Source organism: Escherichia sp. MOD1-EC6475, assembly GCF_003046645.1.
In the GTDB taxonomy this organism is placed as follows: Bacteria; Pseudomonadota; Gammaproteobacteria; order Enterobacterales; family Enterobacteriaceae; genus Escherichia; species Escherichia ruysiae.
Genome location: NZ_PZKQ01000012.1, coordinates 1 through 26,962 on the forward strand (window position 1 = coordinate 1; position 26,962 = coordinate 26,962).

Consider the following 26,962-nt stretch of genomic DNA (forward strand, 5'->3'; position numbering starts at 1 on the left):
CATATACGGATAAGGCGTTTACGCCGCATCCGGCAATGGTGTCCAAATGCGGCACGTTTTATCCGTTCTGGACTTCCCCTGCCAACCAACGCGCCGCAGCAATAACCCCCTGCCCCAGAGACAACCCGCCATCACCCGCCGGTAAACTCTGTGGAAAGAGCAATGTGAAATCAGCGAGATAATGCGCCAGACGTGCACGAAGCAAACGGTTATGAATAACCCCGCCGCTAAATACCAGCGTGGTGATACCACGCATCGTAGCCTGCTCACGCATCAACGCGGCAAAACCCTGCGCCAGCGCATCATGAAACGCCCACGCGCGTTGATTAACCGGTGCCTGCCAGTTCAGCCACTGCTGCCAGAAAGTGGCGAGATCCAGTTGATTGTCCACCAGCGGCATCATCACCGGATGCGTCACTCCGTCGCATGAGGCTGCGAGCGCCTCCAGAGCACAAGCCGCTTCACCTTCATAACTTAACGTGACTGGCGCACAGCCCAGCGCCGCCGCTACGGCATCGAACAAACGCCCACACGATGACGCCAGCGGCGCATTGATTCCACGCTCAATGGCTCGTGCCAGCACGCTCCAGTTTTGCTGTTGCACACTTGCCGTTTCGGGATAACTCTGCCACTGCGGCACAAAGCGCAGGCACTGCGCCAGCAGGTTTCGCCACGGCTGCTTTGCAGCCAAATCGCCACCAGCAAGCGCCACCGCAGGCAAACCTCCAAGGTGCTCGCATTCGCGATAGTTCACCCGCAGGCACTCGCCGCCCCACAAAGCGCCGTTCTCCCCCATACCAATACCGTCGAGCGTCAAAGCAATGACATCACCGCCATCCAACGGCCAGTGGTGTTCTGCCAGGCACGCCGCCGCGTGGGCATGGTGATGCAGTACCGTTTGCGTCGGCAGATTCATCTCACGCGCCCACTGGCTGGAGACATAACCCGGATGCGCGTCATGCACAACGTATTGCGGGGTGAAATCGTAGATGTTTTGCATCAGGCGTAACGCTTCGCGCCACTGCATCTGGATGCCATCGTCACTTAAATCGCCCAGATGCTGACTCAACACCGCTTGCTCACCGCGCACCAGGCAGAAGGTATTTTTCAGATCCGCGCCGAGACACAGCACAGGCGGAACATTTTTAAAGCCCGGAGGCAAAGCCAACGCGTCCGGCACATACCCCCGCGACCGGCGCAGCATTTCGCCGCTTTCGCGCACCACCGAATCATCCATCCGCTGCACGATATCGCGGTTATGTATCAAGAATCCGTCGGCAATGCCCTGCAAATCCGCCAGCGCCTGTTCATTGCTGATAGCCGGTGGTTTACCGCTCAGGTTGCCGGAGGTCATCACCAGCGGGCATTGCAGTTCCTGTAACAGCAAATGCTGGAGCGGGTTCGCAGGCAACATTACCCCGACTTCGTTAAGGCCTGGGGCGATATCATCACAAAGCTCAGGTACGTATTTTTTATCCACCAGCACAATCGGCGCGGCGGGCGTGGTAAGCAACTGACGGGCAGCGTCTGGTAAATCTTCTGCCACTGGCAACATAACCGCCAGCGGTTTCGCCGGGCGATGTTTGCGTGCCCGTAGTGTCGCCACCGCGTTACTGTTACGCGCATCGCAGGCGAGATGAAATCCGCCAATCCCTTTGATGGCGACAATGTTGCCCATTTTTAACTGTGCGATAGCTGCCTGTAATGCCGCCTCTTGCTCGGCACGTTCGCCATGACTTACCCATTCAAGATGCGGGCCACACTCCGGGCAGGCCACCGGCTGGGCGTGGAAGCGACGATCGAGCGGGTCGCGGTACTCTTTGTCACAGGCCGGACACAGCGGAAACGCCGCCATCACGGTAAACGGGCGGTCGTAAGGCATCGCGCGAATAATGGTGAAACGCGGGCCACAGTGAGTACAGTTGATAAACGGATAACGATAACGCCGCTCGCCTGGGGTATTCATTTCGGCAAGACAGGCAGGGCAAGTGGCGGCATCGGGAACAATTTGCGTATTCATGGCGCCACCTGCGCTCTGGCGGATAGTGAACTCAGTGGGCAGTTGTGACCAGGTAAAAGGTTCACGCTCGACGCTATCAATACGCGCCAGCGGCGGACAATGCAGATGCAATTGCGCAAGAAACGTTTCCGGGTCTTCCAGCAGTCGGACTTCTACGCCATCGCCGTCATTACAGACATCGCCGTGAAGATTTAATTGCTGCGCCAGCTGCCAGACAAACGGACGAAAACCGACGCCCTGCACTTTGCCGCGAATACGCAGTTGGACACCGCAAGATGTGTTTTTTGCCATTGAGTTATTCCCGCCATCATGAATTGCGTAACCCACCCTGCCGGACACGAGCGCGTCGCATCCGGCAGTCACAGGTCGGCGATATCGCCCGCCCCGTATTCTACGAATATTTTCGGGAATTCCTTTGATGCCAGAACAGTTCTGTAAGATTTTTAGAACATCAGCGCCGTGCGGCGACGTTTTTCTGCGCTCAGTTGTTCAAGTTTATTACGATCGACACAAATCAGCGCATGGGTCGGGCAAGCCGCCATACACGCCGGGCCGTCTTCACGATGGTTGCACAGGTCGCATTTATTGGCTTCGGCTTTGTCTGCACGTACATTCAGCCCCGCACCGCTGTTGCGAATCACCGGACGTACCACCACTTCCATCGCGCCATACGGGCAAGCCACAACGCAGGTTTTGCAACCAATGCAACGTTCCTGCATCACATGAACAAACCCTTTATCACGGCTGATAGCACCATTCGGGCAGACGTTAGCGCACGGTGCATCTTCACACTGACGGCAAACCGTAGCAGTGGAAATGTTCACACCTTTAATGACATGGATTCGCGGTAAAAAAGTTTCCGGGGTCAGCGATGCACAGTCCTGATTTTCCTGATGAGAAACCACACACGCCACTTCACAGGTACGGCAACCAATACATTTACTCGCGTCAGCAATGATGAAACGGTTCATCAAATTCTCCAGCAATGACAGTTAATGCGCCGATACATTCACAAATCATGCCAGTTTTTAATTTACTGTTATTTAAGGAAATTAAATTCTGTAATGCAGAAAAAACGATGTCATCGACACAAGTGACGATGACATGTGATGACAATGTTTATCGCAAAAGAGCAATGAGGGAGCCACGGCGGATCAGTTTTCCACTGAAAGTTTTCGGCGGTGAGAAATCCCCGCCATCGAGCATAAAAATCAGCCGTCCAATAATTTCCTGAATCATCTCAGTCACCGGAATTTTTACGCTGGAGAGCGCCGGAACGATGTAGGGGGCAATTGCGATATCATCGAATCCGATAACTGACACCTGCTCTGGCACCGCTACGCCGCGCTCGTGCAACGCTTTCATCGCACCTATCGCCATATCGTCGTTACTGGCGACTAACGCGCTAAATTTAGCCCCACGTTCGAGCAACGTTTCTACCCCTTCGGCTCCGCTGGCGGGCGTCCATTTACCGTTAGCGATAAGTTTTTCATTGAGCGCAATACCATGCTGCGCCAGCGCGTCTTTATATCCGGCAAGACGCTCAATGCTGGTGGGGGAATCCATCGAGCCGGTAAGGAAAGCAATCTCCTGATGTCCGGCGTTTATCAACTCTGCCACGGCGTTAAAGCTGGTCTGTTTATGATCGCACCAGACGCTATGGCTGCTGTTTTTGCGCAGGCGGCGATTGAGCACCATTATCGGCTGACTGTGCGCGTCAATGATGTCATCAATCTCATCCACGCTTAAAAAACGCGGGTAGATCATAATAGCGTCGCAGCGCAGATCCAGCAGATACTGAATCGCCTGGCGCTCCTCTTCGGCGCTATGTTTACCATCAGCCAGCAACAGTTGCCGCCCTTTCTCTTCCGCCATCCGCGCGGCATGAAACAGTAATTCACTAAAATATATGCCGTGGTAAAGCGTGTTGGTCACTACCAGCCCCAGCGTCTGGGTACTCTTCGCCGACAGATTGCGCGCCAGCAAGTTAGGGCGGTAACCGCTCTCTTCCACCGCCTGAAACACGCGATCTTTCGTCTCCTGGCTGACGTAGCCATTACCTGAAAGCACGCGGGAAACGGTCGCTTTTGAAACCCCGGCGCGCTTCGCCACTTCCAGCATTGTCGTCATTGTTTTCATCCCTTTACACGCAGTCATCGCAGTTTACTGCACCGTTGGCTGGTTGTCCTTGCGCAATCAGCGGGAAAAATATTCAGGTGACCGGTTTCACAAATATAAAAAATGAACAATCAAATCTCTTGCTTATTAAATGACAACTATTCATGATTTTGTGAAACCGGTTTCTTATTTCCGTTTCAGCATCGGCATTTTCCCGTCACGTCGACTGATAACAACTACCTCTACCCTACTGATAACAGGATAAAATCCGATGGCCAAAAATTATGCGGCGCTGGCGCGCTCGGTGATAGCGGCACTGGGCGGCGTTGATAACATCTCGGCGGTCACGCACTGTATGACGCGTTTGCGCTTTGTTATCAAAGATGATGCGCTTATCGACAGCCCGACGTTAAAAACCATCCCCGGCGTGCTCGGCGTGGTACGTAGCGACAACCAGTGCCAGGTGATTATCGGCAATACCGTTTCGCAGGCCTTTCAGGAAGTCGTCAGCTTGTTACCTGGAGATATGCAGCCCGCGCAGCCCGTGGGTAAACCAAAGCTCACGTTACGTCGCATTGGTGCCGGGATCCTCGATGCGCTGATCGGCACCATGTCACCGCTGATCCCGGCGATTATCGGCGGATCGATGGTCAAACTGCTGGCGATGATCCTCGAAATGAGCGGCGTGCTGACTAAAGGATCGCCGACCTTAACCATCCTGAATGTGATTGGTGACGGTGCTTTCTTCTTCCTGCCGCTGATGGTCGCGGCTTCTGCCGCCATCAAATTTAAAACCAATATGTCGCTGGCGATTGCCATCGCGGGTGTACTGGTACATCCGAGTTTCATTGAGCTGATGGCGAAAGCGGCTCAGGGTGAACATGTTGAATTTGCCCTGATTCCGGTCACGGCGGTGAAATACACCTACACGGTGATCCCGGCGCTGGTGATGACCTGGTGCCTGTCATATATCGAACGCTGGGTGGACAGCATTACACCGGCAGTGACGAAAAACTTCCTCAAGCCGATGCTGATTGTGTTGATTGCCGCACCGCTGGCAATCCTGCTGATTGGCCCGATTGGTATCTGGATCGGTAGCGCCATTTCGGCGCTGGTTTACACCATTCATGGTTATCTGGGCTGGCTTTCAGTCGCCATTATGGGCGCGCTGTGGCCGCTGCTGGTAATGACCGGGATGCACCGCGTCTTTACACCAACCATCATTCAGACCATTGCCGAAACCGGAAAAGAAGGGATGGTCATGCCGTCAGAAATCGGCGCTAACCTGTCGCTGGGCGGTTCATCGCTGGCGGTGGCGTGGAAAACGAAAAACCCGGAACTGCGCCAGACGGCGCTGGCTGCGGCGGCATCAGCCATTATGGCGGGGATTTCCGAACCGGCGTTATACGGCGTGGCGATCCGTCTGAAACGTCCGCTTATCGCCAGTCTTATCAGCGGTTTTATTTGCGGCGCGGTTGCCGGTATGGCGGGGCTTGCCAGCCACTCAATGGCAGCGCCGGGGTTATTTACCAGCGTACAGTTCTTCGATCCGGCAAATCCAATGAGCATCGTCTGGGTGTTCGCAGTCATGGCACTGGCGGTCGTGCTGTCGTTTATCCTCACACTGTTGCTCGGCTTTGAGGATATCCCTGTTGAGGAAGCGGCTGCCGAGGCGCGAAAGCATCAGGGCGCACAACCGACCGTCGCCAAAGAAGTAAGTCTTAATTGAGGATGAAAATGTCAGTATTTCCGCAAGGTTTTTTATGGGGCGGCGCGCTTGCCGCCAACCAGTCTGAAGGTGCGTACCGTGAAGGTGGCAAAGGGCTGACCACGGTCGATATGATCCCACACGGCGAGCATCGAATGGCGGTGAAACTGGGGCTGGAAAAACGTTTTCAGTTGCGCGATGACGAGTTTTATCCCAGCCATGAGGCGACGGATTTTTATCATCGGTATAAAGAAGATATCGCCCTGATGGCTGAGATGGGATTCAGGGTTTTCCGCACCTCGATTGCCTGGAGCCGCCTCTTTCCGCAGGGCGATGAGCTGACGCCCAACCAGCAAGGCATTGCTTTTTATCGTTCTGTCTTTGAAGAGTGTAAAAAGTACGGAATCGAACCGCTGGTCACGTTGTGTCACTTCGATGTGCCGATGCATCTGGTGACGGAATATGGCTCCTGGCGTAACCGTAAGCTGGTGGAGTTTTTCACTCGCTACGCCCGAACCTGTTTTGAAGCATTTGATGGACTGGTGAAATACTGGCTAACCTTCAATGAAATCAACATTATGTTGCATAGCCCGTTCTCCGGCGCGGGTCTGGTGTTTGAAGAAGGGGAAAATCAGGATCAGGTGAAATATCAGGCCGCACATCACCAACTGGTTGCCAGTGCATTAGCCACCAAAATCGCCCATGAGGTTAACCCGCAAAATCAGGTGGGCTGTATGCTGGCGGGCGGTAACTTCTACCCATATAGCTGCAAGCCAGAAGATGTCTGGGCGGCGCTGGAGAAAGACCGCGAAAACCTGTTTTTTATCGATGTGCAGGCGCGTGGCGCGTACCCAGCTTACTCTGCCCGCGTATTTCGCGAAAAAGGCGTGACTATCGACAAAGCGCCTGGCGATGATGAAATCCTGAAAAACACCGTCGATTTTGTCTCTTTCAGCTATTACGCCTCGCGCTGCGCCTCGGCGGAGATGAACGCCAACAACAGCAGTGCGGCAAACGTGGTGAAATCGCTGCGTAACCCGTATCTACAGGTAAGCGACTGGGGCTGGGGTATTGATCCGCTCGGTCTGCGTATCACCATGAATATGATGTACGACCGTTATCAGAAGCCGCTGTTTCTGGTGGAAAACGGCCTGGGTGCAAAAGATGAATTTTCTGCCAATGGAGAGATTAACGATGACTATCGCATCAGCTATTTACGCGAGCACATCCGCGCAATGGGCGAAGCGATTGCAGACGGCATTCCGCTGATGGGCTACACCACCTGGGGCTGTATTGATTTGGTTTCCGCCTCAACGGGTGAAATGAGCAAACGCTACGGTTTTGTCTATGTAGACCGTGACGATGCAGGTAACGGCACACTGGCGCGCACGCGTAAGAAATCGTTCTGGTGGTATAAAAAAGTGATTGCCAGTAACGGCGAAGATTTAGAGTAAGCAACCGTGCCGGATGCGGCGTGAACGCCTTATCTGGCCTACACGTCGCACGAACTTTGTAGGCTCGATAAGCGCAGCGCATCCGGGCAATTTAGCGTTTGCCATCAGTTCTGATTCACCCCATCAAGCACATCCCCCATTATCAAACAACGTTGCGTCAGCGTCAGATCTTCCGTTTGCGGGTCGCGTCCAGCGATGGGTTTGAGGACGAGTTTACGGTTGGGGGTATAAGTAAAGCGCGTGAGCGCGGGATAGCTTAACTTGCCAAACCAGCCGTGAACACGCTGCCATTTGGCCTCTTTTACCTGATACAGACTGGTTAGCCAGTAACCGGAATCAAACTGCATATCCAGCAGCTGCGTGTGACCATTGCCTTGCAAATCCAGCAAATCATCAACGCCAGTTTTGCTTGCGGTGTAGAATCCCCAGGGTTCAAAGACACAGGGACGACCTTCGCGTGTGAACGTCAACAGGATTAAATGTGCATAAGGAGCCAGACCATTACCGGCACTGGGTAACCAGATAACCAGATCCTGAATGCCGTTACGATCAAGATCGGCGCGATAGAGTTGCCCTTTGCCCGCTATGTTTGCCAGCATACCCACAGGCACTGTCCAGGATTTACCGGCGCGGTCTTTTGCGGTTAATTGCCAGTCATCCTCTTCATTTGGCATCTTCTCAAGCGTTACGCCAGTAACGCCCACTTTTCTAAAATGCCAGTTTTGCTCGGTATAATAAGGCATGGTCAGGAGAGGTTTCAGCGCCCGCTTTTGTGCGTATTCGCTGTCACTCATCGGCAGATATTCGGTAAAGCTGGTGGCCTGCGCTGGCAACACTAAGCTCAATAAAAAAGCGCACATCCCTGTCCTGATTTTCAATTCCCTGAATTCCTTGCTGAAAAACTACTCTTCTTCCACCGCTAACTGCGCGAATCCGCCGTACCCTTCCCAACCTTCCAGCCGTTGATAAACGGTTTCCACCGCATCTTTAATCGGCTGGGTCATCGGGTAGTAAAAGCCAACGATGTCCGGCTGGATACCGAGGAAAATCACCTCACCAATGTCTTCTTTCAACTGGTCGATAAGGTAGTTCAGCGGCATGTTATGGGTGGTCATCATAAACATCTCGGCGATATCATCCGGGTCGATGATGCGGATCTCGCCGGGGTTTAGCCCCATATCAGTGGCATCGACAATAAGCAGTCGTGTCGGGCGCAGTTCGCGGATAGCGACGATATCGTTTTCCGGTGCACTACCGCCGTCAATCACCACCCAGTTACCTTTCGGCGCGGCGGCGCACTTTTCCGCCAGCAGCGGACCTGCGCCATCATCGCCCATCATGCTATTGCCAACACAGAGTAAAACGTCAGTCACGCAGTCTCCTCACCATCAAATAGATGGCGTTTTCCTGATGAATATCATGCAGCATACTTAACAGCATTGTACTCCATTCCTTCTGCTGCGAAGTTTGCACAGCCCGGGCTTTATCGAATGCGTTGGCCAGCATCGGCACATGGTTAATGTCGATAACGATCTCACCATATTTCGGCACGCCCTCCATTTTACGACGGGCTTCGCTGCCCGCCTCCAGAGTGGCGATCCATGCCAGGTATTCATCCCACGGGCAGGTGAGCGCCGCTTCCAGGCAATCGATAACCCCAAGGTGGTGACCAATCGCCAGGCTGTAATAGACCACCTGCTGCGCCTCGGCGGGCGTGGCATCGTTCTCATCAATAAATTTACGGCTCAGTTGACTGAACACCACCTTTTCACTCATCGGATACGCGCCTCTTCAACAACATGATTCAGATGGCTGACAATCTCGTTCAGACGCGGATCGTTTTCCGCTTCCAGCCAGCGTGCAACCTGCTCTTCACCCTGCCCTAATTGCGTCAGGAAATCATCGGCAATCTGGCGACCGTAACGGTAACCCGCCAGGCGGCGCGCTTCGCGATCCACTTTCACACGCAGCGGCTGAACCATATCCGGATGCAGAATCTCTGCCGGTTGCTCATCCAGTTCGCCTGGCTCACGGGCGTGGATTTTCTGCTCCAGCAGGCCGAGCGCCATTGCAAAGCCGTACAGCGTGGCGGCTGGCGTTGGCGGGCAACCTGGGATGTAAACATCCACCGGGACGATTTTATCCGTACCGCCCCACACGCAGTAGAGATCGTGGAAAATGCCGCCGCTGTTACCGCAGGCACCGTAGGAGATACAGATTTTAGGGTCCGGCGCGGACTGCCACGCACGCAGCGCAGGGGATCGCATTGCACGGGTGACCGCGCCGGTAAACAGTAAAATATCCGCATGACGCGGGGACGGAACGACTTTAATACCGAAGCGTTCTGCATCGAACAGCGGCGAAAGCGTGGCGAAAATTTCGATTTCGCAGCCGTTGCAGCCGCCGCAGTCCACGCGGTAAACGTAGGCAGAACGTTTGATTTTTTTCAGTAACGACGCCTTCATGCTGGCGATGGATTCATCCACCGTCATCGGAACCGGAATGCCGTTGGCGTCACGGGGGCCTAATAAATTGCTCATCAGATGGCCTCTTTCATATGGCGAGTCAGTTCAATACGGTCGGACGGCACCAGGCATTTCTGGCGCTTACATTCCGGGCAAGTCTCAAAGCTTTCGCGGTGGTTTTCCGCGCGACTGTCACCGTTGTGCTTAAGCAGCGCAATGGCGTAGTCGATCTCTTTCTGTACGGCGAAAGGACGATTGCAGACGCGGCAGTTGCACAGCGCGAAGCGGGACTGTTGCAGGAAGTCTTCTTTCTTCCACACCGCTAGTTCGTACTCTTGCGACAGTTTGATCGCCGCCGTCGGGCAAACTTCTTCGCAACGTCCACAAAAGATGCAGCGCCCAAGATTGAACTGCCACGCCAGCTCACCGGTGGCGAGGTCGGTTTCAACCGTTAAGGCGTTTGACGGGCAGGCATTGACGCAGGCCGCGCAGCCGATGCACTGCTGCGGGTTCTGTTCTGGCTTACCACGGAAGTTTTTATCAACCGCAATCGGCTCCAGCGGATAAGACGAGGTCGCCGTGCCGGTTTTGATGACTTTTTTGATAAAGGTAAACATGGCGATTCCTTATTTCAGCGGCGAGTTTTTACGCTCAATGCTGTAACGCTCGAGTTCTTTGTACGGCACCACTTTGCTCTTCTTCTTACGCACATCGACCACGGTCATGCGGTCGGTACAGGAGTAGCAAGGATCGAGGCTACCGATAATCAGCGGCGCATCGGAAACAGTGTTGCCGCGCAGCATGTAGCGCAGGGTCGGCCAGTTCGCGTAGGTCGCGGCACGGCAGCGCCAGCGGTACAGCTTCTGGTTGTCGCCGGTCATGCTCCAGTGGATATCATCGCCACGCGGCGCTTCGGCAAAGCCCAGCGCAAAACGGTGCGGAATGTAGGTGAATCCTTCCACCGCCAGCGGGCCGCCTGGCAGGTTGTCCAGGCCGTAGTCAATCATATTGAGCGAGGTAAAGACTTCGTTGATACGCACTTTCAGGCGGGAAATAACGTCGCAGCCCTGCTCGCTGTGAACTTCCATCGGCAGCAGGCCATAACCAACAAACGGGTGATCGGCACGGGTATCACGAGCGTGGCCGCTGGCGCGAACCATCGGGCCAACGTTACTGAAATCGCGGGCGATTTCCGGGTCGAGGCGACCAATGCCGACGGTGCGCTGTTCCATGTTCGGTGTACTCAGCAGCACATCCACCAGCTCCTGTACTTCACGACGCATTTGCTGCGCCAGTTGACGGGTCTGGATCATGTCATCTTTCAGCAGATCGCGACGAATCCCGCCGATCAAGTTCAGACCGTAAGTTTTACGCGCGCCGGTGAGGATCTCCGCCATTTTCATGGAGGATTCGCGCACGCGGAAGAACTGCATAAAGCCGGAGTCAAAGCCGGTAAAGTGACAGGCGAGGCCGAGGTTGAGCAGATGCGAATGCAGGCGTTCCACCTCCAGCAGAATGGCGCGGATCATCTGCGCACGTTCTGGCACCTGAATACCCATCGCGTTTTCCACCGACGTGGTGTAGGCGGTGCTGTGAGCAAAGCCGCAGATGCCGCACACACGGTCAGAGAGGAAGGTCACTTCGTTGTAACCCATACGGGTTTCCGCCAGTTTTTCCATGCCGCGATGGACGTAGAACAGGCGGTAGTCTGCGTCGATAATATTTTCGCCATCGACGAACAGACGGAAGTGACCCGGTTCGTCAGAAGTGACATGCAGTGGACCAATCGGCACAACGTTGTTTTTCTTGTCGCCCAGTTCGTTGATGAACTCGTAGGTTTCAGCATCGGTGGTCGGTGCCGGACGCTGACGGTAATCCATGCTGTCTTTACGCAGCGGGTAGAGTTCATCCGGCCAGTCATCCGGCAGCACCAGACGACGCTCATCCGGCAGACCAACCGGAATCAAACCGTACATATCGCGCACTTCGCGCTCGCCCCAGACCGCCGCCGGAACGCGCGGCGTCACGGACGGATATTCCGGTTTATTGGCATCAACTTCGACGCGAACCGTGATCCAGCACTTGGTGCCCTTCTCCATCGACAGCACGTAGTAAACGGCGTAATGACCATTCAGTTTGCGTTCATCGTTACCAAACAGTACCGACAGCCAGCCACCCTGTTTGTAGTAGAGGAACTCCACCACTTCCGGCAGATAGTTCACCTTTACGGTCACGGTCAGCTGATCTTTGGTCTGCCAGGCGTGGTCCAGCACGACGCCCGGAAATGCCTCATTCAGCGCGGCGAGATAATGTTGACCTAATTTTTCTTCAGACATGCTCATACTCTCTTTAATCACGCCGCCAGCAAGGAGACGAACGCTAAAAATGCAAAGCCAAACCCAGCCCAGGTAATGCGCGGAGTAATATCAAGACGCAGACGGGCCATACTGTTTTCGAACAGCGCGATAACCAGGACGCCGACCACCAGTTTGACGATGGCAATCACCAGCGCCAGCAGCAGCCCGCCAGCGGTGAAGGTTTCCATTTGTCCCCACGGAATAAACACCCCGACGAACATCTGCAACACCACCAGCTGTTTCAGGCTGATACCCCATTTCATTACGCCAAAGCCGCTGCCGCTATACTCAGAGAGCGGACCTTCCTGCAACTCCTGCTCGGCTTCCGCCAGGTCGAACGGCAGTTTGCCCATTTCGATAAAAGTGGCGAACGCACAGGCACAAAGCGCCAGCACCAGCGGGATGCTCTGGCTCAGAGGCCAGTGATAAACGGTGTCGGTGATGTTGCTGATGTTGGTGGAACCGGCAACCTGTGCGGCAACCCACAGACCAAGCAGCAGCATCGGTTCGACCAGCACGCCAAGCATCGCTTCACGACTCGCGCCGATAGCGGTAAACGGGCTACCAGTATCCAGACCGGAAATGGCAAAGAAGAAACGCGCAATGGCGAAGAGATACAGCAAGGTGATCAAATCACCCAGCTGCGGCAGCGGAGAACCGACAGTCACCACCGGCAGCGCAGTAGCGATAGTCAGCATGACGCCCACCATCACATACGGCGTCAGGCGGAACACCCAGCCGGAGGCATCCGGGCCAACACTCTGGCGACCCAGCAGTTTGATAATGTCGCGATACTCCTGCAACACGCCCGGCCCGCGACGGTTATGCAGACGCGCGCGCGCCACGCGGGTAATACCGGAGAGCAGCGGCGCAACGGCAAATAACACCAGCGCCTGAATTAACGGATATAAAACACTCATTCTCAGGCTCCTCGTGAAACAATAATCACCACCAGTACCGCCAGTTCAACCAGCGCCATCCGGCGGAACAGCAACGCACTCCCCTCGCACTGCCAGCCCGGCACCAGCGACACCGGATTCAGCACTTTGCGCAGTTTCAGCACCGGCGCAAACGCCTGTTTCACCGGCATGGCAAAACCGTGAGCAGTAATCACCATTGATTTTTCATGGTCGTAGCCGCACACCCATGCCGCGCCACGGGAACGCGACGGCAGGCGGTCGCCTTTGCAAATCGCCATAATGATGAATGGCAGCAGCGGGCAGGCAATCAGCAGCAGGGTGATCATCGGTTGAGAAACGGTGGTGTTAGCAGGCTCCAGCGGCAGAGGCACCGCAGCAAACAGCATCGGCAGCAGCCACGGCGCAGCAACACCGCCAATTACGCAGCAAATCGCCAGTGCCACTACGCTTACGCTCATCAGGAGCGGCGCACTGGTGGCGTTTTCGGCTTCTTTGGTACGTGGCGCACCGAGGAACGTGACGCCATAGACTTTCGCCATACACATCACCGCCAGCGCACCGGTAATTGCCAGACCCACTGCGAGCAGCGGCCCCAGCAGACGGGCAACAAACGCGCCACTATTGCTCAGTTTGAAGAAGGATTGATAGATAACCCATTCCCCGGCAAAACCGTTCAGCGGCGGCAGCGCAGCCATTGCCATCAGCCCGACCAACATGGCGATGGAGATAACCGGCATTTTCTTGCCAATACCACCGAGTTTTTCGATATCGCGATGACCGGTACGGAACCAGACGCTCCCCGCCCCGAGGAACAGTACGCTTTTGAACAGGCTATGGTTAAGCAGATGGTACAGACCACCGGCCAGGCCAAGAGCAATCAGCGCCGGTTGTTCGAGCGCGATACCCGTTACGCCAGCGCCCAGCCCCAGCAGGATGATGCCGATATTTTCCAGGGTATGGTAAGCCAACAGACGCTGGATGTTGTGTTCCATCAGCGCATACAGACCACCGACGAACGCGGTGATCATGCCGAGCACCAGTAGCGCAATTCCCCACCACAGCGGCGCATTACCACCCAGCAAAGACAGGGTTAAAATGCCCAGCAGGCCAATTTTCATCACTACTGTGGAAAACAGCGCGGCAGCAGGCGCTGAAGCGTTAGCATGAGCCTGCGGCACCCAGCCGTGCAGCGGGATAATCCCGGCCAGCAGGCCAAAGCCAATCACACCGAGCAGCCAGATATCGGAACCGAGCGGCAGTTGTTGTACGCGCATATCCAGCAGGCGCAGATCCAGCGTGCCGTAACGCTGCCAGACCAGCCAGCAGGCTATCGCCAGCAGCAAAGTACCGAGGCGCCCCAGCACAAACCACAGTTTGCCCTCTTTGCTGTTGCTAGTGAGAAACACCGCGCACAGAGCCATGATTTCTGCCATTACCACTAACATGCCCAGATTGCTGGCGATAACGGCGCACACGGCGGCAGTCATCAGCATATTGATCTGCAAGCCGTTGCATTTCACCTGCGCGTGGCGATGCCAGTCAATGTTGTAGAGGCTGACAAACAGGCCGCACAGGCCGAGGGTAATCAACCAAATCGCGTTAAGCGGGGAGATTTGGATATCAAAACTCACCAGTGACAGCGTACCGCTCACGCCGACCGCCCCCGTCAGCACGGTGAAACCTGCTGCTGCCGTGTACACGCTACCAACCGCGCCGCCAATCCCGGCGACCCAGCCGCTTAGCGCCTTATGAAAAGAAAAGAGAAATGCCAGAACAGCGGCGGCGACAAACCACGCAACGCCGCTATTGATCAGGGAAATTGCGCTCATTTAGCCTCTCCACTTTGAGCCTGCTGAAACAAGGTGAGATCGCCAAAATCGGTGTTAAAAGTCAGCTCACGCTTACGTTTGCTGACGCGGGCGATATCGGTGTTATCCACCAGATGCAGGGCTTTGGTTGGGCACATCCGCACGCAGGCTGGACCTTGTTCATCAAAGCTACAAAGGTCACATTTGACGGCGATCGCACGAATGCCCGGCACCCAGTCAAGCAATGTGCTGACACGCGCCGGAGCAGGCGGTGCCGGTGGGGCTTTCGGGGTATTGGCGTTTGCCGGAATATCCAGCGGACGGCTGCCGGAAAATTCAATAGCGCCAAACGGGCAGGCGATGCCGCACAGTTTGCAGCTTACGCACAGACTTTCATTCAACTGCACGGCACCATCAACGCGCTCGATGGCATTAACCGGACAGACCACCGCACAGGGCGCATCTTCACAGTGGTGACAGAGCTGCGGTGCAGATTCTTTTTCATTTAGCATCACTCGCAGGCGCGGCATGGATTGCAGGCCGTGCTGGCGATGCGTCTCTGAACAGGCGGCCTCACAGGTGTGGCAGCCGATACAGAGCGTGGAGTCAGCAATTACAAAACGATTCACCAGGCATTCCTCAGGTGATTGTCATTTTTGACGAAAACATGCCGATGAAATGTCATTTTCGACACTCATCGACACGCCCATCCCCAAACAGGCATGACGCCTGCAAAACGGGCAAAGCCTCAGCTCATGCTGCCGAGCTTTGTCCCTCTACCAGTTGGCTTAAATTCACCGGGGTATTGTTTTCAATGGCGGTGTATAAGCTGTCGTAAACGCCGGCGATTTTTTCGAGATAGTGTTCCAGCACTTGTTCGCGATTACGGATGTTGACCTTGCCATCAATCATGCCGTCACTGCTCAACTGAGCCAGTGCAATCCGCTGCTTATCTTCGCCATCTTTCGTTTCGACGTAGTACTCGATGGTATGGCTGTTAAAACCATCCGCCAGGGTGACGTAAATTCGAAAATGTTCAAAAAGAACGAAACAGAGCTCTTTATCTGGCGCGCAGCTCATCGCGTGATGCAAACGCGCTTTTGATAACGTGATCCCCTGAACCAGCGAATTGCAATAGATATGCCACTGGTCCTGTAGGCGACGATGCCGCTGTGCGATGTAATCGGCTTTCTCGCTTATTTCCCAAATAGTCATTGTCAGGTTACCCGTTTAACAGAGATGCCTGCCCTTAAGCATTTTCTGTGCCAATTTTTAATTCATTGTTATTTAGGTGATTTTTATGATTTCACTGAATTTCGACGCCGTGTCGACGTGTCATTTCGACATCATCGACATTATTCACCGCAGGGATAATCAACACTGGCACAATTATTGCTTATAGCTGGCAATAGTTAATGGGAGGCGATATGCACGAAATAACCCTCTGCCAACGGGCACTGGAATTGATCGAACAACAGGCCGCAAAGCACGGCGCAAAACGCGTAACTGGGGTCTGGCTCAAAATTGGCGCATTTTCTTGTGTCGAAACCAGCTCTCTTGCCTTTTGTTTTGATCTGGTTTGCCGTGGCAGCGTGGCGGAAGGTTGTAAACTGCACCTCGAAGAACAAGAGGCCGAATGCTGGTGTGAAACATGCCAACAGTATGTGACGCTACTGACCCAGCGCGTCCGCCGCTGCCCACAGTGTCATGGCGACATGCTGCGCATTGTGGCAGACGACGGTTTACAGATTCGGCGGATAGAAATAGACCAGGAGTGAGCGATGTGTACAACATGCGGTTGCGGTGAAGGCAACCTGTATATCGAGGGTGATGAACATAACCCTCATTCCGCGTTTCGTAGCGCGCCTTTTGCCCCGGCAGCACGCCCGAAGATGAAAATCACCGGCATTAAAGCGCCTGAATTTACCCCCAGCCAGACCGAAGAAGGCGACCTGCATTACGGTCATGGTGAAGCAGGCACACACGCGCCGGGCATGAGCCAGCGCCGGATGCTGGAAGTCGAAATTGACGTGCTGGACAAAAATAATCGCCTGGCTGAACGTAACCGCGCGCGTTTTGCTGCCCGTAATCAACTGGTGCTCAACCTGGTATCCAGCCCTGGTTCCGGTAAAACCACGCTGCTGACTGAAACCTTAATGCGCCTGAAAGACAGCGTTCCATGCGCGGTAATTGAAGGCGATCAGCAAACCGTAAACGATGCCGCACGTATTCGCGCTACCGGTACGCCAGCAATTCAGGTGAACACCGGTAAAGGCTGCCATCTCGATGCACAGATGATCGCCGACGCCGCGCCGCGCCTGCCACTGGACGATAACGGTATTCTGTTTATCGAAAACGTTGGCAACCTGGTGTGCCCGGCCAGCTTCGATCTGGGTGAGAAACATAAAGTGGCGGTGCTTTCCGTTACCGAAGGCGAAGACAAGCCGCTGAAATATCCGCATATGTTTGCCGCCGCCTCGCTGATGCTACTCAACAAAGTTGACCTGCTGCCGTATCTCAATTTCGACGTTGAGAAATGCATCGCCTGCGCCCGCGAAGTCAATCCAGAAATTGAAATCATCCTCATTTCTGCCACCAGCGGCGAAGGGATGGATCAGTGGCTGAACTGGCTGGAGACACAGCGATGTGCATAGGCGTTCCCGGCCAGATTCGCACCATTGACGGCAACCAGGCGAAAGTCGACGTCTGCGGCATTCAGCGCGATGTCGATTTAACGTTAGTCGGCAGCTGCGATGAAAACGGTCAGCCGCGCGTGGGTCAGTGGGTACTGGTTCACGTTGGCTTTGCCATGAGCGTAATTAATGAAGCCGAAGCGCGCGACACCCTCGACGCCTTACAAAATATGTTTGACGTTGAGCCGGATGTCGGTGCGCTGTTGTATGGCGAGGAAAAATAATGCGTTTTGTTGATGAATATCGCGCGCCGGAACAGGTGATGCAGTTAATTGAGCATCTGCGCGAACGTGCTTCACACCTCTCTTACACCGCCGAACGCCCTCTGCGTATTATGGAAGTGTGCGGCGGTCATACCCACGCCATTTTTAAATTCGGCCTCGATCAGTTACTGCCAGAAAACGTTGAGTTTATCCACGGTCCGGGCTGCCCGGTGTGCGTACTGCCGATGGGCAGAATCGACACCTGCGTGGAAATTGCCAGCCATCCGGAAGTGATTTTCTGTACCTTTGGCGACGCCATGCGCGTACCAGGAAAACAGGGGTCACTGTTGCAGGCAAAAGCATGCGGTGCCGATGTGCGCATCGTCTACTCGCCAATGGATGCGTTGAAACTGGCGCAGGAGAACCCAACCCGCAAAGTGGTGTTCTTCGGCTTAGGGTTTGAAACCACCATGCCGACCACCGCCATCACCCTGCAACAGGCGAAAGCCCGCGATGTGCAGAACTTTTACTTCTTCTGCCAGCACATTACGCTTATCCCCACGCTGCGCAGTTTGCTGGAACAACCGGACAATGGCATTGATGCGTTCCTCGCGCCGGGCCACGTCAGTATGGTTATCGGCACCGACGCCTATAATTTTATCGCCAGCGATTTTAATCGTCCGCTGGTGGTCGCTGGTTTCGAACCACTTGATCTACTACAAGGCGTGGTGATGCTGGTAGAGCAGAAAATAGCGGCCCACAGCAAAGTAGAGAATCAGTACCGTAGGGTGGTGCCTGACGCAGGTAACCTGCTGGCGCAACAGGCGATAGCCGACGTGTTCTGTGTTAACGGCGATAGCGAATGGCGTGGCCTTGGGGTGATCGAATCATCTGGCGTGCATCTGACGCCGGATTATCAGCGATTTGACGCTGAAGCGCATTTCCGCCCGGCACCGCAGCAGGTTTGCGATGATCCACGCGCGCGCTGTGGCGAAGTATTGACGGGCAAATGTAAGCCGCATCAATGCCCGCTGTTTGGTAACACCTGTAATCCTCAAACCGCATTCGGCGCGCTGATGGTCTCCTCTGAAGGAGCGTGCGCCGCGTGGTATCAGTATCGTCAGCAGGAGAGTGAAGCGTGAATAATATCCAACTCGCCCACGGCAGCGGCGGCCAGGCGATGCAGCAATTAATCAACAGCCTGTTTATGGAAGCCTTTGCGAATCCGTGGCTGGCTGAGCAGGAAGATCAGGCGCGTCTTGATCTGGCGCAACTGGTGGCGGAAGGCGACCGTCTGGCCTTTTCCACCGACAGCTACGTCATTGACCCGCTGTTCTTTCCTGGTGGCAATATTGGCAAGCTGGCGATTTGCGGCACGGCGAACGACGTAGCGGTCAGCGGCGCAATTCCACGCTATCTCTCCTGTGGATTTATCCTTGAAGAAGGATTGCCGATGGAGACGCTGAAAGCAGTGGTTACCAGCATGGCTGAAACTGCCCGTGCGGCTGGCATCGCCATCGTTACTGGCGATACAAAAGTGGTGCAGCGTGGGGCGGCAGATAAACTGTTTATCAACACCGCAGGCATGGGCGCGATCCCGACAAATATTCACTGGGGCGCACAAACCCTGACCGCAGGCGATGTATTGCTGGTTAGCGGTACACTCGGCGACCACGGTGCGACTATCCTTAACTTGCGCGAACAACTGGGGCTGGATGGCGAACTGATCAGCGACTGCGCGGTGCTGACGCCGCTGATTCAGACGCTGCGAGACATTCCCGGCGTGAAGGCGCTGCGCGATGCCACGCGCGGTGGGGTGAACGCGGTGGTTCATGAGTTCGCGGCAGCCTGCGGTTGCGGTATTGAGCTTTCAGAAGCTGCGCTACCGGTTAAACCTGCTGTGCGCGGCGTTTGTGAGCTGCTGGGGCTGGACGCCCTCAACTTTGCCAATGAAGGTAAGCTGGTGATTGCCGTAGAGCGTAATGCGGCTGAGCAAGTGTTGGCGGCGCTGCATTCCCATCCACTAGGACAGGATGCAGCGTTAATTGGCGAAGTGGTGGAGCGTAAAGGTGTTCGTCTCGCAGGGCTTTATGGCGTGAAACGAACTCTCGATCTACCTCACGCCGAACCGCTGCCTCGTATATGCTAATAAAAATCTAAAGCTCCTATAATTTGTCATTTACCTTTTGCACCGCTTAGCGGTGCTTTCCTGGAAGAACAACATGTCGTATACACCGATGAGTGATCTCGGGCAACAAGGGTTGTTCGACATCACTCGGACACTATTGCAGCAGCCCGATCTGGCCTCGCTGTGTGAGGCTCTTTCGCAACTGGTAAAGCGTTCTGCGCTCGCCGACAACGCGGCGATTGTGTTGTGGCAAGCGCAGACTCAACGTGCGACTTATTACGCGTCGCGTGACAAAGATACCCCCATAAAATACGAAGACGAAACCGTTCTGGCGCATGGGCCGGTGCGTAGCATTTTGTCGCGTCCTGATACGCTGCATTGCAGCTACGAAGAATTTTGTGAAACCTGGCCGCAACTGGCCACAAGCGGGCTATACCCTAAATTTGGTCACTATTGCCTGATGCCACAGGCAGCGGAAGGACATATTTTTGGCGGCTGTGAATTTATTCGTTATGACGATCGCCCGTGGAGCGAAAAAGAGTTCAATCGCCTGCAAACCTTTACGCAGATTGTTTCTGTTGTCACCGAGCAAATTCAGAGCTGCATCATCAACAATGTCGACTACGAACTGTTATGTCGGGAACGGGATAACTTCCGCATTCTGGTCGCCATCACCAATGCGGTACTCTCCCGCCTGGATATGGACGAACTGGTCAGCGAAGTGGCGAAAGAGATCCACTACTACTTCGATATCGACGATATCAGTATCGTCTTACGTAGCCACCGCAAAAACAAACTCAACGTCTACTCCACTCACTATCTCGATAAACAGCATCCCACTCACGAACAGAGTGAAGTTGATGAGGCCGGAACCCTCACCGAACGCGTATTTAAAAGCAAAGAGATGCTGCTGATTAATCTCCACGAGCGGGATGATTTAGCCCCCTACGAACGCATGTTGTTTGATACCTGGGGCAACCAGATCCAGACGCTGTGCCTGCTGCCGTTGATGTCTGGCAATACCATGCTGGGCGTGCTGAAACTGGCACAGTGCGAAGAGAAAACGTTTACCACAACCAACCTGGGTTTGCTGCGCCAGATTGCCGAACGAGTGGCAATCGCCGTCGATAATGCCCTCGCCTACCAGGAAATCCACCGTCTGAAAGAGCGGCTGGTTGATGAAAACCTCGCCCTGACTGAACAACTCAACAATGTAGATAGTGAGTTTGGCGAGATTATTGGTCGCAGCGAAAGCATGTACAGCGTGCTCAAACAGGTTGAGATGGTGGCGCAAAGCGACAGTACCGTACTCATTCTTGGTGAAACTGGCACAGGAAAAGAGCTAATCGCCCGCGCAATTCACAATCTGAGTGGGCGTAACAATCGTCGCATGGTGAAAATGAACTGCGCGGCGATGCCTGCCGGATTACTGGAAAGCGACCTGTTTGGTCATGAACGTGGTGCCTTTACTGGTGCCAGCGCACAGCGCATCGGTCGTTTTGAACTGGCGGATAAAAGCTCGCTGTTCCTCGATGAAGTGGGTGATATGCCACTGGAGTTACAGCCGAAGTTGCTGCGCGTATTGCAGGAGCAGGAGTTTGAACGCCTCGGCAGCAACAAAATCATTCAGACAGACGTGCGTTTAATCGCCGCAACTAATCGCGATCTGAAAAAAATGGTCGCCGACCGCGAGTTCCGTAGCGATCTCTATTACCGCCTGAACGTCTTCCCGATCCACCTGCCGCCGTTACGCGAACGCCCGGAAGATATTCCGCTGCTGGCGAAAGCCTTTACCTTCAAAATTGCCCGCCGACTGGGGCGCAATATCGACAGCATTCCTGCCGAGACACTGCGCATATTGAGCAACATGGAATGGCCGGGTAACGTGCGCGAACTGGAAAATGTTATTGAGCGCGCGGTACTGCTGACTCGCGGTAATGTTCTACAACTCTCTTTACCCGATATCTCACTGCCAGAACCTGAAACGCCGCCAGCTGCAACGGTCGTCGCTCAGGAAGGTGAAGATGAATATCAACTGATTGTTCGCGTATTAAAAGAGACTAATGGCGTAGTCGCGGGTCCGAAAGGCGCTGCGCAACGTCTGGGGCTAAAACGCACCACCCTGCTGTCACGGATGAAACGGCTGGGAATTGATAAAGCGGCGTTGGTTTAATTGTCTGGAGTGCCGGACAGGAAGATCTATCCGGCACGCTATTCACGTGGTTTCTTCGGGCGATATTTTTCCGGCAATTCCGGCACCGGACGCTTATCATCAATCAGATGACGCACGGTTAAGATCGGATGACGCCACAGCATTCGCGGCCCTGCCCAACGCATAATCTGCTTCATCTCCTCACGCTTCGCAGGCTGATAACAGTGCACCGGGCACTGCTTACAGGCCGGTTTCTCTTCGCCAAACACACATTTATCCAGCCGCTTTTGCGCGTAAGCAAACAGCGCATCGTAATGCCCCGGCTCCGCTGACGCCTGCGGGCATTGCGCTTGATAAAGATCGATCATTCTTTTAATCGTCAGTTTTTCACGAGAGATACGCTTGCCGGACATGCTGCCTCCATACTCTTAAGGTGCATTTATATTACAACTTAAATTTAAAGGGGACTATGGCTCTGAAGGAGGAGATTTCTTCAATCAGGCAATGTTGCGCCCCTTCTTCACAGTCAACAAGCAAACGCTGCAAAACAGCATTTTTACCGGAACCGACATCAAGAACTCACCTTTCGCGTCTTCCCCTGAAATGATTAACTCCGGTATCATGTGCGCCTTATGTGATTACAACGAAAATAAAAACCATCACACTACATTTAACATCAGGGAACCGGATCTAACTCCATGAGTGTAATAGAAAATTTCGACGCCCATACGCCGATGATGCAGCAGTACCTCAAGCTGAAAGCCCAGCATCCTGAGATCCTGCTGTTCTACCGGATGGGTGACTTTTACGAGCTGTTTTATGACGACGCCAAACGAGCGTCGCAGCTGCTGGATATTTCACTGACTAAACGCGGCGCATCTGCGGGCGAGCCGATCCCGATGGCGGGTATTCCCTACCATGCAGTGGAAAACTATCTCGCCAAACTGGTGAATCAAGGTGAGTCGGTTGCGATTTGTGAACAAATCGGCGATCCGGCCACCAGCAAAGGGCCGGTTGAGCGCAAAGTTGTCCGTATCGTCACGCCGGGCACGATCAGCGATGAAGCTCTGCTACAGGAGCGTCAGGACAACCTACTGGCGGCTATCTGGCAGGACAGCAAAGGTTTCGGTTACGCGACGCTGGATATCAGTTCCGGTCGTTTTCGTCTGAGCGAACCGGCTGACCGCGAAACGATGGCGGCAGAACTGCAACGCACCAATCCGGCGGAACTGCTTTATGCAGAAGATTTCGCCGAGATGTCGTTAATTGAAGGTCGTCGCGGCCTGCGCCGTCGTCCGCTGTGGGAGTTTGAAATCGACACCGCGCGCCAGCAGTTGAACCTGCAATTTGGCACCCGCGATCTTGTCGGTTTTGGCGTCGAGAACGCGCCTCGCGGGCTTTGTGCTGCCGGTTGCCTGTTACAGTATGCGAAAGATACCCAACGCACGACCCTGCCGCATATTCGTTCTATCACTATGGAACGTGAGCAGGACAGCATCATTATGGATGCTGCGACACGTCGTAACCTGGAAATTACCCAGAATCTGGCGGGCGGTGCGGAAAATACATTGGCTTCCGTGCTCGATTGCACCGTCACACCGATGGGTAGCCGTATGCTGAAACGCTGGCTGCATATGCCGGTGCGCGACACCCGTGTGTTGCTTGAGCGTCAGCAAACTATTGGCGCATTGCAGGATTTCACCGCCGAGTTACAGCCGGTACTACGGCAGGTCGGCGATCTGGAGCGTATTCTGGCACGCCTGGCGTTACGCACTGCTCGCCCGCGCGATCTGGCTCGTATGCGCCATGCCTTCCAGCAACTGCCGGAACTGCGCGCACAGTTAGAAAATATCGATAGTGCACCAGTACAGGCACTGCGTGAGAAAATGGGCGAGTTTGCCGAGCTGCGTGACCTGCTGGAGCGGGCAATTATCGAGACACCGCCAGTGCTGGTACGCGACGGTGGCGTCATCGCTCCAGGCTATAACGAAGAACTGGATGAGTGGCGTGCGCTGGCTGACGGTGCGACCGATTATCTGGAGCGTCTGGAAATCCGCGAGCGTGAACGTACCGGTCTGGACACGCTGAAAGTCGGCTTTAATGCGGTGCACGGCTACTACATTCAAATCAGCCGTGGGCAAAGCCATCTGGCGCCAATCAACTATATGCGCCGCCAGACGCTGAAAAACGCCGAACGTTACATTATTCCGGAGCTGAAAGAGTACGAAGACAAAGTACTGACTTCAAAAGGTAAAGCACTGACGCTGGAAAAACAGCTTTATGAAGAGCTGTTCGACCTGCTGTTGCCGCATCTGGAAGCGTTACAACAGAGTGCGAGCGCGCTGGCAGAACTGGACGTACTGGTAAATCTGGCGGAACGCGCATATACCCTAAACTACACCTGCCCGACCTTTATCGATAAACCCGGCATTCGCATTACCGAAGGTCGCCATCCGGTGGTTGAACAGGTGCTGAATGAGCCGTTTATCGCTAACCCGCTAAATCTGTCGCCTCAGCGTCGCATGTTGATCATCACCGGTCCGAACATGGGTGGTAAAAGTACCTATATGCGCCAGACCGCGTTGATTGCGCTGATGGCGTATATTGGCAGTTACGTACCGGCACAAAAAGTCGAGATTGGACCGATCGATCGCATATTCACCCGTGTTGGCGCAGCGGATGATCTGGCTTCCGGACGTTCAACCTTTATGGTGGAGATGACCGAAACCGCTAATATTCTGCATAACGCCACCGAGTACAGTCTGGTGTTGATGGATGAGATTGGGCGCGGGACGTCCACTTACGATGGCCTGTCGCTGGCGTGGGCATGTGCGGAAAATCTGGCGAATAAAATTAAAGCGTTGACGCTGTTTGCTACCCATTACTTCGAGCTGACTCAACTGCCGGAGAAAATGGAAGGCGTCGCCAACGTGCATCTCGATGCGCTAGAGCACGGAGACACTATCGCCTTTATGCACAGCGTACAGGACGGCGCGGCGAGTAAGAGTTACGGTCTGGCGGTTGCTGCGCTGGCAGGTGTACCGAAAGAGGTGATCAAACGTGCGCGACAGAAACTGCGTGAGCTGGAAAGCATTTCGCCGAATGCTGCCGCTACACAGGTAGATGGTACGCAAATGTCGCTACTTTCTGTGCCGGAAGAAACCTCGCCAGCGGTCGAAGCACTGGAAAATCTCGATCCAGATTCTCTGACTCCGCGTCAGGCGCTGGAGTGGATTTATCGGTTGAAGAGTCTAGTGTAAAAATAATTCCCGATAGTCTTTTACTATCGGGAATATTAATGACAACTGGCGAATCTAATAAAAATACCCTGTATAATAGTAGAGATTATTTTACAGGGTAAAATCATGCCATCAACACGCTATCAAAAAATTGATGCTCATCACTACCGCCATATATGGGCTGTTGGTGATATTCATGGTGACTATCAATTATTACAATCCCGTTTGCATGAATTATCTTTTTGTCACGAAACAGACTTACTTATTTCCACAGGCGATAATATTGATCGTGGGTCGGAGAGTCTTAACGTGCTACGCCTGTTAAACCAACCCTGGTTTACCTCCGTGAAAGGCAACCACGAAGCGATGGCGCTTGATGCATTCGCGACTGGTGATGGCAATATGTGGTTAGCCAGCGGCGGCGGCTGGTTTTTTGATTTAAATGATTCAGAGCAAAAAGAAGCAATAGATCTGTTGCTGAGATTTCATCATCTCCCGCATATTATCGAATTGAGTAACGATATTATAAAATATGTCATCGCACATGCAGATTATCCGGGTAATGAATATCAATTTGGCAAAGAAATCGCGGAAAGCGAATTACTCTGGCCTGTTGATCGCGTGCAGAAGTCGCTTAATGGCGAGTTACAAAAAATAAACGGTGCTGATTATTTTATATTTGGACATATGATGTTTGATAACATTCAGACATTCGCTAACCAGATTTATATTGATACCGGATCGCCGAAAAGCGGACGGTTATCGTTTTATAAAATTAAATAGTTAATCCAGTCAGGATAAGGATCAGCTCTGGTTCAGATCCGCTATTGCCAATATCGGTCATGAATTTCTTCATAAAGACATCGGGGTTCGCACACCAGTTTACTGTCAGAAGTCGGCGTCACCATCAACGCTATTCAGGACGGATGATACAAAAGAAAAAGGCCAGCCTCACTTGAGACTGGCCTTTCTGACAGATGCTTGCTTATTCGCGGAACAGCGCCTCGATATTCAGCCCCTGAGTCTGCAAAATCTCACGCAGACGGCGCAGGCCTTCAACCTGAATCTGGCGAACACGTTCACGAGTGAGGCCAATTTCACGACCTACATCTTCCAGTGTTGCCGCTTCGTACCCCAGCAAACCGAATCGACGTGCCAGCACTTCACGCTGTTTGGCGTTCAGCTCGAACAGCCATTTGACGATGCTCTGTTTCATATCGTCATCTTGCGTGGTGTCTTCCGGACCGTTCTCTTTTTCATCGGCCAGAATGTCCAGCAACGCTTTTTCGGAATCACCACCCAGAGGGGTGTCTACCGAGGTAATGCGCTCGTTAAGACGAAGCATACGGCTGACATCATCAACTGGTTTATCCAGTTGCTCTGCGATCTCTTCCGCACTCGGTTCGTGATCCAGCTTATGGGACAACTCACGTGCGGTTCGCAGGTAAACGTTCAGCTCCTTTACAATGTGAATCGGCAAACGAATAGTACGGGTTTGGTTCATAATCGCCCGTTCGATCGTCTGACGAATCCACCATGTTGCGTATGTTGAGAAGCGGAAACCACGTTCCGGGTCAAACTTCTCAACCGCGCGGATCAGCCCCAGGTTGCCCTCTTCGATAAGATCCAGCAAAGCCAGACCACGATTGCCATAACGGCGGGCAATTTTTACCACCAGACGGGTAATGACTCCAACT

Annotated in this window: 25 protein-coding genes; 10 read left to right on the forward strand and 15 right to left on the reverse strand. The window is 53.9% G+C overall.

Annotated features, from left to right (window positions below; all coding sequences use genetic code 11):
- Nucleotides 1–58 precede the first annotated feature (58 nt).
- From hypF to ascG, 3 genes are all read right to left on the reverse strand, one after another.
- Nucleotides 59–2,311 (reverse strand): carbamoyltransferase HypF, encoded by a 2,253-nt coding sequence (gene hypF / locus A7589_RS04245; RefSeq protein WP_001107637.1) that lies wholly within the window; start codon nucleotides 2,309–2,311, stop codon nucleotides 59–61.
- A 152-nt stretch (nucleotides 2,312–2,463) separates the two neighbouring features.
- Entirely contained in the window at nucleotides 2,464–2,991 is a 528-nt protein-coding gene (gene hydN / locus A7589_RS04250) for an electron transport protein HydN (RefSeq protein WP_001078777.1), read from the reverse strand.
- Between the two features lie 148 nt (nucleotides 2,992–3,139).
- Nucleotides 3,140–4,150, reverse strand: a complete 1,011-nt coding sequence (ascG, locus tag A7589_RS04255; RefSeq protein WP_000210328.1) for a DNA-binding transcriptional regulator AscG — start codon at nucleotides 4,148–4,150, stop codon at nucleotides 3,140–3,142.
- Between the two features lie 259 nt (nucleotides 4,151–4,409).
- On the opposite strand from ascG, the gene ascF reads away from it, so the two are divergent.
- Nucleotides 4,410–5,867, forward strand: coding sequence for a PTS cellobiose/arbutin/salicin transporter subunit IIBC (gene ascF, locus A7589_RS04260; protein ID WP_001107826.1), 1,458 nt, complete (start codon nucleotides 4,410–4,412; stop codon nucleotides 5,865–5,867).
- An 8-nt stretch (nucleotides 5,868–5,875) separates the two neighbouring features.
- On the forward strand, nucleotides 5,876–7,300 hold the full coding sequence (ascB, locus tag A7589_RS04265) for a 6-phospho-beta-glucosidase AscB (RefSeq protein ID WP_000110381.1): 1,425 nt from the start codon (nucleotides 5,876–5,878) through the stop codon (nucleotides 7,298–7,300).
- Between the two features lie 104 nt (nucleotides 7,301–7,404).
- On the opposite strand, the gene A7589_RS04270 is transcribed toward ascB, so the two are convergent.
- From A7589_RS04270 to hycA, 10 genes are all read right to left on the reverse strand, one after another.
- On the reverse strand, nucleotides 7,405–8,160 hold the full coding sequence (locus tag A7589_RS04270; RefSeq protein ID WP_010355492.1) for a hypothetical protein: 756 nt from the start codon (nucleotides 8,158–8,160) through the stop codon (nucleotides 7,405–7,407).
- 42 nt (nucleotides 8,161–8,202) lie between these two features.
- Nucleotides 8,203–8,673 carry a hydrogenase maturation peptidase HycI gene (gene hycI, locus A7589_RS04275; protein WP_000132966.1) on the reverse strand — a complete coding sequence of 157 codons (471 nt, stop codon included), beginning with the start codon at nucleotides 8,671–8,673 and terminating at the stop codon, nucleotides 8,203–8,205.
- The gene (hycH, locus tag A7589_RS04280; protein WP_001291925.1) at nucleotides 8,666–9,076 is read right to left on the reverse strand and encodes a formate hydrogenlyase assembly protein HycH; all 411 of its coding nucleotides are present in this window, start codon (nucleotides 9,074–9,076) and stop codon (nucleotides 8,666–8,668) included. The genes hycI and hycH overlap by 8 nt, the downstream gene beginning before the upstream one ends.
- Complete coding sequence (gene hycG, locus A7589_RS04285) at nucleotides 9,073–9,840, reverse strand: formate hydrogenlyase subunit HycG (protein ID WP_000067387.1); 768 nt, start codon at nucleotides 9,838–9,840, stop codon at nucleotides 9,073–9,075. Before hycG ends, hycH begins: the two co-directional genes overlap by 4 nt.
- Nucleotides 9,840–10,382, reverse strand: coding sequence for a formate hydrogenlyase subunit HycF (hycF, locus tag A7589_RS04290; protein WP_000493799.1), 543 nt, complete (start codon nucleotides 10,380–10,382; stop codon nucleotides 9,840–9,842). The genes hycG and hycF overlap by 1 nt, the downstream gene beginning before the upstream one ends.
- Nucleotides 10,383–10,391: 9 nt before the next feature.
- Nucleotides 10,392–12,101, reverse strand: coding sequence for a formate hydrogenlyase subunit HycE (hycE, locus tag A7589_RS04295; protein WP_001288118.1), 1,710 nt, complete (start codon nucleotides 12,099–12,101; stop codon nucleotides 10,392–10,394).
- Between the two features lie 17 nt (nucleotides 12,102–12,118).
- A complete protein-coding gene (hycD, locus tag A7589_RS04300) occupies nucleotides 12,119–13,042 on the reverse strand; it encodes a formate hydrogenlyase subunit HycD (protein ID WP_000115224.1) in 924 nt (307 codons plus the stop codon).
- A gap of 2 nt (nucleotides 13,043–13,044) precedes the next feature.
- A complete protein-coding gene (gene hycC, locus A7589_RS04305) occupies nucleotides 13,045–14,871 on the reverse strand; it encodes a formate hydrogenlyase subunit 3 (protein ID WP_001274378.1) in 1,827 nt (608 codons plus the stop codon).
- A complete protein-coding gene (gene hycB, locus A7589_RS04310; RefSeq protein ID WP_001079176.1) occupies nucleotides 14,868–15,479 on the reverse strand; it encodes a formate hydrogenlyase subunit HycB in 612 nt (203 codons plus the stop codon). The genes hycC and hycB overlap by 4 nt, the downstream gene beginning before the upstream one ends.
- A gap of 124 nt (nucleotides 15,480–15,603) precedes the next feature.
- Entirely contained in the window at nucleotides 15,604–16,065 is a 462-nt protein-coding gene (hycA, locus tag A7589_RS04315) for a formate hydrogenlyase regulator HycA (RefSeq protein ID WP_000158052.1), read from the reverse strand.
- 212 nt (nucleotides 16,066–16,277) lie between these two features.
- Between hycA and hypA the strand changes: the two genes are divergently transcribed.
- The 6 genes from hypA (at nucleotide 16,278) to flhA (ending at nucleotide 22,047) form a co-directional block, all read left to right on the forward strand.
- A complete protein-coding gene (gene hypA, locus A7589_RS04320) occupies nucleotides 16,278–16,628 on the forward strand; it encodes a hydrogenase maturation nickel metallochaperone HypA (RefSeq protein WP_001516945.1) in 351 nt (116 codons plus the stop codon).
- A gap of 3 nt (nucleotides 16,629–16,631) precedes the next feature.
- The gene (gene hypB, locus A7589_RS04325; RefSeq protein ID WP_000337678.1) at nucleotides 16,632–17,504 is read left to right on the forward strand and encodes a hydrogenase nickel incorporation protein HypB; all 873 of its coding nucleotides are present in this window, start codon (nucleotides 16,632–16,634) and stop codon (nucleotides 17,502–17,504) included.
- Entirely contained in the window at nucleotides 17,495–17,767 is a 273-nt protein-coding gene (gene hypC, locus A7589_RS04330) for a hydrogenase 3 maturation protein HypC (protein WP_000334881.1), read from the forward strand. The genes hypB and hypC overlap by 10 nt, the downstream gene beginning before the upstream one ends.
- On the forward strand, nucleotides 17,767–18,888 hold the full coding sequence (gene hypD / locus A7589_RS04335; protein WP_108188737.1) for a hydrogenase formation protein HypD: 1,122 nt from the start codon (nucleotides 17,767–17,769) through the stop codon (nucleotides 18,886–18,888). The genes hypC and hypD overlap by 1 nt, the downstream gene beginning before the upstream one ends.
- Nucleotides 18,885–19,895, forward strand: a complete 1,011-nt coding sequence (gene hypE / locus A7589_RS04340; RefSeq protein WP_001059920.1) for a hydrogenase maturation carbamoyl dehydratase HypE — start codon at nucleotides 18,885–18,887, stop codon at nucleotides 19,893–19,895. The genes hypD and hypE overlap by 4 nt, the downstream gene beginning before the upstream one ends.
- A gap of 73 nt (nucleotides 19,896–19,968) precedes the next feature.
- Nucleotides 19,969–22,047, forward strand: coding sequence for a formate hydrogenlyase transcriptional activator FlhA (gene flhA, locus A7589_RS04345; RefSeq protein ID WP_108188738.1), 2,079 nt, complete (start codon nucleotides 19,969–19,971; stop codon nucleotides 22,045–22,047).
- 38 nt (nucleotides 22,048–22,085) lie between these two features.
- Here flhA and A7589_RS04350 read toward each other — a convergent pair whose 3' ends face one another.
- On the reverse strand, nucleotides 22,086–22,439 hold the full coding sequence (locus A7589_RS04350; RefSeq protein WP_000015504.1) for a nitrous oxide-stimulated promoter family protein: 354 nt from the start codon (nucleotides 22,437–22,439) through the stop codon (nucleotides 22,086–22,088).
- 285 nt (nucleotides 22,440–22,724) lie between these two features.
- Between A7589_RS04350 and mutS the strand changes: the two genes are divergently transcribed.
- Together mutS and pphB are read left to right on the forward strand one after the other, a co-directional pair.
- Complete coding sequence (gene mutS / locus A7589_RS04355) at nucleotides 22,725–25,286, forward strand: DNA mismatch repair protein MutS (RefSeq protein WP_000110912.1); 2,562 nt, start codon at nucleotides 22,725–22,727, stop codon at nucleotides 25,284–25,286.
- 105 nt (nucleotides 25,287–25,391) lie between these two features.
- Nucleotides 25,392–26,048 carry a protein-serine/threonine phosphatase gene (gene pphB, locus A7589_RS04360; RefSeq protein WP_001141277.1) on the forward strand — a complete coding sequence of 219 codons (657 nt, stop codon included), beginning with the start codon at nucleotides 25,392–25,394 and terminating at the stop codon, nucleotides 26,046–26,048.
- Nucleotides 26,049–26,250: 202 nt separating this feature from the next.
- Here the strand turns inward: pphB and rpoS are convergent.
- The coding region (gene rpoS / locus A7589_RS04365; RefSeq protein WP_108188739.1) for an RNA polymerase sigma factor RpoS at nucleotides 26,251–26,962 on the reverse strand (712 nt) is incomplete at its 5' end.

What these genes read in the sequence shown, in the direction of transcription:
- hypD (WP_108188737.1), top strand. Translation starts at nt 17,767, where the DNA reads ATGCGTTTTGTTGATGAATATCGCGCGCCGGAACAGGTGATGCAGTTA.
- hypB (WP_000337678.1), top strand. Translation starts at nt 16,632, where the DNA reads ATGTGTACAACATGCGGTTGCGGTGAAGGCAACCTGTATATCGAGGGT.
- ascF (WP_001107826.1), top strand. Translation starts at nt 4,410, where the DNA reads ATGGCCAAAAATTATGCGGCGCTGGCGCGCTCGGTGATAGCGGCACTG.
- hycH (WP_001291925.1), bottom strand. Translation starts at nt 9,076, where the DNA reads ATGAGTGAAAAGGTGGTGTTCAGTCAACTGAGCCGTAAATTTATTGAT.
- hycA (WP_000158052.1), bottom strand. Translation starts at nt 16,065, where the DNA reads ATGACTATTTGGGAAATAAGCGAGAAAGCCGATTACATCGCACAGCGG.
- A7589_RS04270 (WP_010355492.1), bottom strand. Translation starts at nt 8,160, where the DNA reads ATGTGCGCTTTTTTATTGAGCTTAGTGTTGCCAGCGCAGGCCACCAGC.
- hypF (WP_001107637.1), bottom strand. Translation starts at nt 2,311, where the DNA reads ATGGCAAAAAACACATCTTGCGGTGTCCAACTGCGTATTCGCGGCAAA.
- ascG (WP_000210328.1), bottom strand. Translation starts at nt 4,150, where the DNA reads ATGACGACAATGCTGGAAGTGGCGAAGCGCGCCGGGGTTTCAAAAGCG.
- pphB (WP_001141277.1), top strand. Translation starts at nt 25,392, where the DNA reads ATGCCATCAACACGCTATCAAAAAATTGATGCTCATCACTACCGCCAT.
- hycC (WP_001274378.1), bottom strand. Translation starts at nt 14,871, where the DNA reads ATGAGCGCAATTTCCCTGATCAATAGCGGCGTTGCGTGGTTTGTCGCC.
- hycF (WP_000493799.1), bottom strand. Translation starts at nt 10,382, where the DNA reads ATGTTTACCTTTATCAAAAAAGTCATCAAAACCGGCACGGCGACCTCG.
- hypA (WP_001516945.1), top strand. Translation starts at nt 16,278, where the DNA reads ATGCACGAAATAACCCTCTGCCAACGGGCACTGGAATTGATCGAACAA.
- hycE (WP_001288118.1), bottom strand. Translation starts at nt 12,101, where the DNA reads ATGTCTGAAGAAAAATTAGGTCAACATTATCTCGCCGCGCTGAATGAG.
- mutS (WP_000110912.1), top strand. Translation starts at nt 22,725, where the DNA reads ATGAGTGTAATAGAAAATTTCGACGCCCATACGCCGATGATGCAGCAG.
- ascB (WP_000110381.1), top strand. Translation starts at nt 5,876, where the DNA reads ATGTCAGTATTTCCGCAAGGTTTTTTATGGGGCGGCGCGCTTGCCGCC.
- hydN (WP_001078777.1), bottom strand. Translation starts at nt 2,991, where the DNA reads ATGAACCGTTTCATCATTGCTGACGCGAGTAAATGTATTGGTTGCCGT.
- hycG (WP_000067387.1), bottom strand. Translation starts at nt 9,840, where the DNA reads ATGAGCAATTTATTAGGCCCCCGTGACGCCAACGGCATTCCGGTTCCG.
- hycD (WP_000115224.1), bottom strand. Translation starts at nt 13,042, where the DNA reads ATGAGTGTTTTATATCCGTTAATTCAGGCGCTGGTGTTATTTGCCGTT.
- hypC (WP_000334881.1), top strand. Translation starts at nt 17,495, where the DNA reads ATGTGCATAGGCGTTCCCGGCCAGATTCGCACCATTGACGGCAACCAG.
- flhA (WP_108188738.1), top strand. Translation starts at nt 19,969, where the DNA reads ATGTCGTATACACCGATGAGTGATCTCGGGCAACAAGGGTTGTTCGAC.
- A7589_RS04350 (WP_000015504.1), bottom strand. Translation starts at nt 22,439, where the DNA reads ATGTCCGGCAAGCGTATCTCTCGTGAAAAACTGACGATTAAAAGAATG.